This window comes from Prevotella sp. AM23-5, from assembly GCF_003473645.1.
GTDB classification, from domain to species: domain Bacteria; phylum Bacteroidota; class Bacteroidia; order Bacteroidales; family Bacteroidaceae; genus Prevotella; species Prevotella copri_A.
On the sequence record NZ_QUCG01000092.1, the window covers coordinates 1 to 9,516 of the forward strand.

The following is a 9,516-nucleotide window of genomic DNA, read 5'->3' on the forward strand; positions in this document are numbered from 1 at the left end:
CTTTTGAATCCTACATCAAACCACAACAGAGTGCGATGTCTGCAGTCGGCATCTCCGTTGTATATCTTTTAAATCCTACATCAAACCACAACTGCCGTTGCGCTGAGGAACGAGGAAGATGGTTGTATATCTTTTGAATCCTACATCAAACCACAACATATTCTACCTTGTCTTTAATGTCCCTGCCGTTGTATATCTTTTGAATCCTACATCAAACCACAACTCAGACAGAGCCACAGAAAAAGAACTCGCGTTGTATATCTTTTGAATCCTACATCAAACCACAACATATCGAGTTTGTCAATAACGGCGGTACGCGTTGTATATCTTTTGAATCCTACATCAAACCACAACCTGGTCTTCCTGCTGATATGATTGATGAAGTTGTATATCTTTTGAATCCTACATCAAACCACAACTGATAGTACAACATAGTGGCGAGGTGATAGGTTGTATATCTTTTGAATCCTACATCAAACCACAACTTATTGTAAACAGAGCCATTTTGCTATAAGTTGTATATCTTTTGAATCCTACATCAAACCACAACACATAGCCAGTAACCTGCTGTCCGCTGCGTGTTGTATATCTTTTGAATCCTACATCAAACCACAACACAGCCTACGGCTTACTCTCAGTCTGTCAGTTGTATATCTTTTGAATCCTACATCAAACCACAACTTATAATAAACAGAGCCATTTTGCTATAAGTTGTATATCTTTTGAATCCTACATCAAACCACAACAGATTGCGATGTCTGCAGTCGGCATCTCCGTTGTATATCTTTTAAATCCTACATCAAACCACAACTGCCGTTGCGCTGAGGAACGAGGAAGATGGTTGTATATCTTTTGAATCCTACATCAAACCACAACATATTCTACCTTGTCTTTAATGTCCCTGCCGTTGTATATCTTTTGAATCCTACATCAAACCACAACTCGTTGGCAATCTTCTCGGCTACCTGCTCGTTGTATATCTTTTGAATCCTACATCAAACCACAACTCTCCATCCAGCCATTTCTTTATGATAGTGTTGTATATCTTTTGAATTCTACATCAAACCACAACTCAACCGGGATGAACCATCAGACCGGAATCGTTGTATATCTTTTGAATCCTACATCAAACCACAACTCAACCGGGATGAACCATCAGACCGGAATCGTTGTATATCTTTTGAATCCTACATCAAACCACAACTCAACCGGGATGAACCATCAGACCGGAATCGTTGTATATCTTTTGAATCCTACATCAAACCACAACTCAACCGGGATGAACCATCAGACCGGAATCGTTGTATATCTTTTGAATCCTACATCAAACCACAACTCAACCGGGATGAACCATCAGACCGGAATCGTTGTATATCTTTTGAATCCTACATCAAACCACAACCTACAGATTTGAAAGTACTGATTTCCAGCACATAACAATCACTTTTTCTAATAAGAAATGATGAGTAGGATATAATTTTCTATGCAAAAGTACTAAAAAAATTCCAATTGAATAGGTTCACTGATAACTTTTTTCGATATTTTACTCTTATTAATACTTTTGGGTTTACCACAGAAGTTATAAATATCTCCATATTGCTTATCAGTAACACTTAATAAACTAACTTTTCCTGTCTCCGGAAGCAAAGATTTTACCCGTTTTATATGCACTTCCAAACTTTCCCTTGATGCACAATGACGTATATAGACAGAAAACTGCATCATGGAGAAACCATCTTTCTCCAAGTTCTTGCGGAAAAGAGAAGCTGCCTTCATTTCTTTTTTCGTAGTAACAGGTAAATCGAAAAATACAAATAACCACATTATATGATACGCATTTAGTCTATCTTCTGTCATGTCATAATAGGTAAGGAAAGTTTCTTGATTTCTCCAGAATAATATTTCACAAGAGAGGCAGTTGTGATGGTCAATGCAATCTGCAAAAGTCGCTTAACCTTTCCTATGTTAACATCACTATTCAACACACGCATTATCTCAGACTTTGATTCTTTATTCAGTTCTGTAATTCCATTTCCATAAAGCCGATAAACGATTTCATCAACAAATGGCCGATATGGTTCCATTACATCATCAGCTAATGGAAAAGCATTATATCTGCCTTTATGAAAGATGCCCAAATTCGGGAGCAAACCAGAACCAAGCAAAGCACGTGCTACGGCTGCACGCAATATGGCATAACCATAATTTAAAAGAGCATTAGGTGGACATCCTTCTCTTTCTCTTTTAAAGGAGTTACAGAAAAGGCTATTCCAATACACCTTTGCCGCCAATCCTTCTCTATTGTCAGAATCTCCACTCTTTACATTATTATAATAAGGCTTGAGAATATCTTTATTCTTACCAGCAAGAGCCAAGACTGCGGCTTGATTTTCTATCTTTGACTCTATAATCTGTTTCCAAGCCTGCTTTTTCATTGGCTCAGTAACAGCAAGCTGAAATTTTAAACTTTCAGCTTGCGTAGTATTAGCATCTAAGCTTTGCAACATAGATGTTGGCATCATCTTGTTATCACATAAGATAACAGCAACATTATTCTTTACCAACTCGTTGAGAAGCGGTAAAGTAATGCTTATCATTTGATTTTCCAAGACTACACACCCTATGTCTTCAATAGGGTGTGTAATCTTGTCGTCACTATCTTTCCAAGAGATTACGATCTGGCAATTCTTAAGTGAAAGGCAAACTGGAGTTGAAAAGAACAATGTCTGCTTAATCATATCATTTTTATCTTAATCTTTTAATTTCACCTAATTCATTAATCTCGAAATCATAGCCTTGAACCAGTATCTTTGCAGAAGCCAAACCGACTCTTATCTTAGGCTTTATATCTGATGTGTCAGAAGCATTTCGAGGAAGTTCTTCGTCTCGTCTCGCTTCTTGATGATACTTAAACGTTACCCTACCATCGGATTCTATCCCGGATACGTAGTAAAGGTTTCTGACTGTCTCTTTTTGAGAATAATCCCATACCTCCTCTTTTGTTTCTTTATAAAAGATAACCATAGTTCCTTTTTTTAGGATAAAAGCCAACTGGCAATCATCTTTTTCAAGTGGCACTATATTATGTCCAACAACAGACTTATCAGTACTCGTCTTATAATAACCAGCAGCTTCCATCATATTCACAAATTCATAAAATGTCTTTCTTTTGCCAGTTTTTGTAGAACCAACATATAATGCAACTATATAATTACCCTTAGTGGTAACATAATAGTTTCTTTTATATTCTTTATCCGACAAATCTCGTTGTTTTTTCTTATCGAAAGATATTGGATTTTTTATCGAAGTATAGCATCTTACTTTTTTTATAGGAATTTGCTTTTCTTCATTCATCCATATAGTTCCAGCCATAGCTTCTTTAAAGCCCTTTTCTCTGATAGCAGCCTCTACAATACCTCTAACAGCATCATCAACGATATTTTTAACATCGGTCACCTTCATAGAAGCCAAATTTATACGCTTAACGTATCTTACCACGCCATCGTTCTCTATAGCACCATAGTATGTATCGCTATGCAATAAACCTCTTGCTGCATCACCCTTACAAAGGACCTTCTTTTTCTTTTTGATTCCATCAACTTCTACATCAAGAAGTATTTTACGACGTCCTTGCTTAGGCATATTGTCTGGAGTATAATGATAAACCAAAATTTCATCTTGCACATTCTTTAAATCCTCAACAAATGTAGGCCATGGCTTTTTAAAATAAGCCTTTGACATGCCATACCATTTATGATTTTCTTCATTATGATAGTATGCACTTAACTTATCATATTCGTCTCGGCTTATACATGCAACAACGATAGCATCAATACAATGATGAACATGATTTACACGCTCTTTCTTACCATATACATCTTGAACACCCCAAATCTTTCTAAAATCAGAAGTAGCAATACCATTAACGGTATAGACATGCTTGAAAAGGGATTTCAAGTAAAGACGTGCATACTTAGAAATCACACCGATATCAGTACCTTGGCGTCGACTAAATCCTTCAGGTACAATCTCCATCGTGAAACGCAAATACTTACCTCGCCAATAATCGCGTTGCAATTCCAAAAGATGACGATTATAAATTATGTCATCCTTTAGCTTTTTGGTTGTTGCCCCCTTTGATTTTCCCCTCAGTTTACGTATTTGCCCATCAAGAGACTCATACTTTTCTCTCCAGTCATTAATACGTGCCATAATTTCATCATGGTTAGGCAATTCTGCCGGCAACTTGGTTTTCTTGATTTCTCTATTGAAGCGACTATCACAGAGCGTCAAATTCATTCTTGTACTGTCACCATCTACACTACGGGGAATCGTATGCTCTATATCAAATTTTTGACTTGTTCCTACAAAGTCGGGAATGGCAATCTGCCTGCCTGTATATAAGCAGATATGTCCCTGCTCTTCCCAAAGAATACACTTTAGGATATCATCATCTTTAACATTATACTCCTCCCCCATTTTGTCTATAATCTTCTTACGAGCCTCATCATTTTTTTTCTGATTATCTTTTGCAAATTTCGCTATCGCACGACGCTTATTCGCATCATTCAACTCACGAGCAAACTCAATATGGATCTCTGTATCCAGATCTATCTTTCCCTCTTCCAACAATCGGTTTACCAATTTACGCAATCTGAATATGGAACGCATAGCCATTGGATTACGCACACAATCAATTCGAGGTGAACCAAGCTGATAAACACCATGATCATTAGTACGCAATACTCTTGGATATTTATCCATCTTAGAAGGATGGTATAACTTCTTAAGTTTCTCTTCAGATACATGATACTGCTCCTTCAGATACTCCTCAATACAAACCTCGAAAGTACGTGCATCTTTAGAATCAATCTGATTCATTTCGTGGATAATATGCTCAATAGCAGCATTACGCATTTCTTCTATATCCCATTCATATTGCGGCATCACTTCACATAAGTTACCCAAAAATACGGCATGAGAATAAATCAAACCTCTTCTAAGATAAGGAAGAATCTTACAGATAGCCTTCAAACTTAAAGACGCATAATCACCCGGCAAAGAAATCTTGCAAAATTTCCTTGCTTCTTCATCATTCAATTGCAGACGATTCTTAGCAAACTCTGCAAGTTTTGTATCATCTGTATAGAAGAACAATACATGCCAAATATCATTAACTACATTCAAACGACTTTTACCCTCAGCAAGAGTATAGGTTTCGCAAAGAGCATCGATCCAATTCTCTCCAAATATATCTTGCAGAGCAGCAGTTACAGGACAACCTGAAACAGATGTATCCATAGGGAAATTGAAAAGATATGGCATTTCGACATCAGTGCTCTTCTTATAAAAGCCGTATTGTTTCTTCGGTGCCAGTTTCTTAGCAATATCTTCAAAATCAAACTGCTTCTTTTTTATAATCAACTTACGGAAGAACAATGGCATAATGAGTGCTCGCTCCTCTGAAGACAGAGGGCGTAAGACATCATCATTTGGAGTCTGAATCTTTATGTTATTGATAAAAGAGAGCATTCTAAACTCTTCATACATAGGATGTGAAGAAGGACATCTTGTCTTGTTCTTCTCAAATACGCATTTACCAACTTGTCCTTTTTGCGACTTTAATGGTCGCTGGTAGAAAATGGCTTTTTCTATTTGACGTACCACATCAGAACCAAGATTCTTATCTAAATCTTGCTTTTCACATATAGCCTTAAACTCTGCCAGATAATGTTCATTTCGTGCAGTATAATGATTACGGATTTTCTCTCCTTTATTATAGAGAGAATAAAAATAATCACCAAGATACTCATAACCTTCATCATGCATCTCCTGAGTCAGATTGCTGATACTTTCTTTTACCTTTCCTGTTTCGTCACCATTCTGATCTTTACGATTGCTTAAAAAACCGCGGCGTTGAATCATGTGATAAAATGCTCGGCCTAAAATATACCTATCAGTTATACTACTGAAGTCCAAACTTTCATGAAGGCATTTGTGTCTATAAGCATAAGGAGTCTTTTCTGAATCATCATCAGTAGCTTGCCATTGCATAAACAACTCATTCTTAGGATACTCTTTCTTGAGTCTCCATGCAGATAGTTCTGCTTTAGAAAGCGGAGGACATAGATGTGCATCACTTAAAATACGAAGCAAACGTATCTTACGTAATTTAATACGATAGTTTCTTACTCTTGCAGCTTTATGAGCTGTACGCTCAGCAGCTTTAGAATATTCTTTGCCTTTTTCTGTTTTTAAAACACCTTCCTGGAAGATGTCCACACCTTTATCAAGCAAATGATATTCATCTGCCTGTTTTTCTACAATAGCCCATCCGTGACTATTGGTTCCGGTATCAATTCCAAGTATTTTAGTCATATTGTATAGTTTTATATACTTAATTATTAATTTTCTGTAAAATTACAACCTTTTTATTGGATAAACAAATATTTTATATTATATTTGCAGCAGAAAATAAGATTTCCTACATCTTATCACAATAAGGCAGAAATGCCGAAGGGTAAAACCTATAGTCCCGCTTCGGTGGGATTTATTTTTTTATGTACCTCCCAATTTCTCCAGCAAATTCTTCCTTGCAAGATCAGCTATCTCCTTCGCCTCCAAATAGCACCCATCAATTTCTTCGTAGGTATATGCATTCCGAGCCTCAGCGATGCATTCGGTTGCAATCTCTTCGAACATATCGAAGACGATTTGTTCATTATTATTTTGCTTCATATCGAACACTATTAAGAATTAGTATTTCCTATTTTAAATATCATCAAATGCTGACATTTACACCGACATTCAACATTCACGAATCTACTATCGAATTGACTCTCTTCTCCCTTCCCAATGTCTCAGGAAATGCATAGTGGCCATTACCTATTTCACGAGGATTAGGCTCTATATGCTCGGCATACCATGCACGTTTATACTCGGTGGTGATAATGCCGTAATCTCTGGCGGCAATGATGGAAGCGGCGAGAGAGGCGCCATATAGTTCCTTGATGTCTATCATCTCTTCCAGCGTAATCAACTCTCGCTTCCTGGACCCCAACTCTTCGATAAGCGCCAATTTGGGAAGAAGTAAGAAACTGGCAAAGAGATCACAGCGCTTCTCCAGTTTCAACGGACTGTCTTCCGGGAAGAGGAGAAGAAGATGGGCTAACTCATGTACTGCCGTGAAACGAAGTTTCTCTACGCTACTCTTTTCCGGATTAAAATCGAGAATCATCAGCGGATGCTTCTTATCTGCCCAGGTACTCATTCCGAAGACATAATCCGGGAGAGTTGCAGCAAGTATCATGATGCCTTTTCTTTCCAAGAGTCTCAGGATGCTGGCGATGGGACCATCACCGCAATGCCACATTTCACGAAGAAGACTGGATGCCTGGATGGCATCTTCCAGCGTTGATACCTTGGTGCCTTTTATCGGATTCTTGAATTGAGTAGGAAAACCCGCTTCTTTCTCCTTGGCAAGATACTGCTCTGCCCAAAAAGAGAGTTTTGCTTCCAGGGCTTGCAATTCGTCTTCGGATAACTTACCATTGGAGGTGGTACGGAGCATCGGAACATCTATCTTGAGATTGGTACCATTGAAATATGCCTCGCTGATATTGAGGGCTTTAGCTATGGCTTGCAGGGCATCACGCTTGGGGCGCATGATGCCTTTCTCATAACGGGATATACTCTGCTTGGTGATGGCTCCGTTGGTTCGCTCTACGAGTTTATCCATACTGAGCCCCATCATCAGGCGCGCTTCCCGCAATCTTATTGAAAATGAGTCATTAGTCATATTTGTTAGCTCTTTAATTTGTTGACAAATATAAAAAGAATATTCGATATTGTCACTAAATAACATAGAGATTTAACATAAAAAAGCACTTGAATATAGGAAGAACTAGAAGATTTAAGGAGAAACGGGGATTACACATTATTATATATAGGAATTCTTAGGGAAAATGGTGGGCATAACGTCATTGAATATCAACAACTTAAACGTTTCATTGTGCAAGTTGAGGCATTTTCATTGTGCAAGTTGAGGCATTTTCATTGTGCAAGTTGAGGCATTTTCATTGTGCAAGTTGAGGCAATTTCATTGTGCAAGTTGAGGATTTATCATAAAAAAAATGGTGTTCCATTCCTCAAAATGAAACACCATTAATCTAATCATATCTGATAATCGAATTTCGCAATTAGTTGCTATAAGCACTCTCACCATGCTCGTAGATGTCGAGACCTTCCTCCTCTACTCGCTTGTCAACACGTACACCTACTGTCTTATCTACTACCTTGAAGATAATATAGGTAACTACGATGCTGTAAATGATGCTTACCACGGTGGCTACCACCTGAATCCAAAGCTGATGCCAGTCGCCATAGAGAGCACCCTGCACACCCTCGGCTCCAGTTACGTATCTTGTAGCGAAGACACCGGTGAGGACAGATCCCAGGATACCGCCCATACCATGCACACCAAAGGCATCGAGGGCGTCATCATACTTGAACTTCTCCTTCACTACGGCTACCATGAAGAAGCAGACGATGGTGGAAATGATACCGATGCAGAAGGCACCTAAAATATCCGTACTACCTGCTGCAGGAGTGATGGCAACCAAACCGGCAACGGCACCAGTACAAGCACCCACCGTGGTTGGCTTCTTGTTGACAATCCAGTCGATGAGCATCCAGGTGGTGGCTGCTGCAGCTGTTGCGATATGAGTTACCAGGAAGGCATTGGCTGCCAGACCATCAGCTGCCAATCCGCTACCGGCATTGAAACCGAACCATCCCAGCCAGAGTAACGACATTCCCATGAACACGAAGGTGATGTTGTGAGGAGTGATAGGATGACCTGCACGATAATCATCACGCTTGCCGACACAGAGTGCCATGACCAAAGCGGCTACACCGGCATTGATATGTACCACGGTACCACCCGCAAAGTCGATAGCTCCCATCTCCTGCAGGAAACCGCCGCCCCATACCCAGTGAGCCATAGGGAGATAGGCGATGATGACCCAGAGAACGGTGAAAAGTACATAACCGCTGAACTTGACACGCTCGGCGAATGCACCGAGAATCAGGGCTGGAGTGATGAGGGCAAACATGCACTGGAACATCACGAAAGTGAGCTCTGGAATACCCGTTGACATGATGGCATCCAAGCCGATGCCGTGAAGGAAACACTTATCGAAACCTCCGATGATGCAAGCCAAAGGGTTGCCGCTATCCGCATATTCTGTAGAGAAAGCCCAGGAATATCCGAAGGCCACCCATATCAAACTGACTACTGCCACGATGAATACCGTCTGCATCAGGATGCTGAGGATATTCTTCTGGCGCACCAAACCACCGTAAAAAAGTGCAATACCTGGGATTGACATCAAAAGCACCAAGATGGTTGCCATGATCATCCACGCTGTGTTACCCGTATCAAGAGTTGTCAACAATAAACTGCTCATATATATATCTTATAATTAAATTCAATACTCTGTTAATTCTTATGTAATC

General features: G+C 39.3%; 6 protein-coding genes and 1 CRISPR repeat array. All 6 genes read right to left on the reverse strand.

Translation table 11 applies throughout. The annotated features are described in order from the left end of the window. Window positions 1-1,402: direct repeats of the CRISPR family, unit length 27 nt; unit sequence CTTTTGAATCCTACATCAAACCACAAC. 92 nt (window positions 1,403-1,494) lie between these two features. Further along, on the reverse strand, window positions 1,495-1,857 hold the full coding sequence (cas2, locus tag DW657_RS15315) for a CRISPR-associated endonuclease Cas2 (protein WP_118313305.1): 363 nt from the start codon (window positions 1,855-1,857) through the stop codon (window positions 1,495-1,497). Further along, window positions 1,854-2,738: a type II CRISPR-associated endonuclease Cas1 gene (gene cas1, locus DW657_RS15320; RefSeq protein WP_118313306.1), complete on the reverse strand. Its 885-nt coding sequence runs from the start codon at window positions 2,736-2,738 to the stop codon at window positions 1,854-1,856. The genes cas2 and cas1 overlap by 4 nt, the downstream gene beginning before the upstream one ends. 7 nt (window positions 2,739-2,745) lie before the next feature. After that, the gene (gene cas9 / locus DW657_RS15325) at window positions 2,746-6,378 is read right to left on the reverse strand and encodes a type II CRISPR RNA-guided endonuclease Cas9 (protein ID WP_118313307.1); all 3,633 of its coding nucleotides are present in this window, start codon (window positions 6,376-6,378) and stop codon (window positions 2,746-2,748) included. Window positions 6,379-6,558: 180 nt separating this feature from the next. Next, a complete protein-coding gene (locus DW657_RS15330; protein ID WP_118313308.1) occupies window positions 6,559-6,738 on the reverse strand; it encodes a hypothetical protein in 180 nt (59 codons plus the stop codon). Between the two features lie 76 nt (window positions 6,739-6,814). Then, window positions 6,815-7,864 carry a helix-turn-helix domain-containing protein gene (locus tag DW657_RS15335; protein ID WP_118313309.1) on the reverse strand — a complete coding sequence of 350 codons (1,050 nt, stop codon included), beginning with the start codon at window positions 7,862-7,864 and terminating at the stop codon, window positions 6,815-6,817. A 334-nt stretch (window positions 7,865-8,198) separates the two neighbouring features. Continuing rightward, on the reverse strand, window positions 8,199-9,467 hold the full coding sequence (locus tag DW657_RS15340; protein ID WP_118313310.1) for an ammonium transporter: 1,269 nt from the start codon (window positions 9,465-9,467) through the stop codon (window positions 8,199-8,201). Window positions 9,468-9,516 lie beyond the last annotated feature (49 nt).